At 41.2% G+C, this 330-nt stretch carries 1 pseudogene; it reads left to right on the top strand.

The features are described 5' to 3' along the window. Window positions 1-287: pseudogene (locus tag IQR33_RS08290) on the top strand (aminotransferase class I/II-fold pyridoxal phosphate-dependent enzyme); the annotation flags it as partial. Window positions 288-330: the final 43 nt, after the last annotated feature.

The raw sequence follows: 330 nt of genomic DNA on the forward strand, positions 1-330 counted from the left end.
TTGAGCAGCGGCAATTGGCGTTTATTGAACTGGTTGATAAGTACTTTCCCCAATCGATTCGTTACACGGAACCGGAAGGCGGCTATTTTCTTTGGATAGAACTGCCGAAAACAAAGTGCGGAAAAGCGATTTATCAGAAGTTATTGGAAGCGAACATCACTGTAGCATTTGGTCAGTTGTTTTCTATCGCTCCAAATTATGAGAACTACCTGAGGCTTAATACATCGTTACTTGTAAATGATGAATTAGAACAAGCCGTGAAGACGGTCGGAGAATTACTTCATTAGCCAACTGTTTACCTGTTTTTTGCTCAAACTGTATCAGTGGACG

The organism is Vibrio sp. OPT46 (assembly GCF_015163535.1).
Taxonomy (GTDB): domain Bacteria; phylum Pseudomonadota; class Gammaproteobacteria; order Enterobacterales; family Vibrionaceae; genus Vibrio; species Vibrio alginolyticus.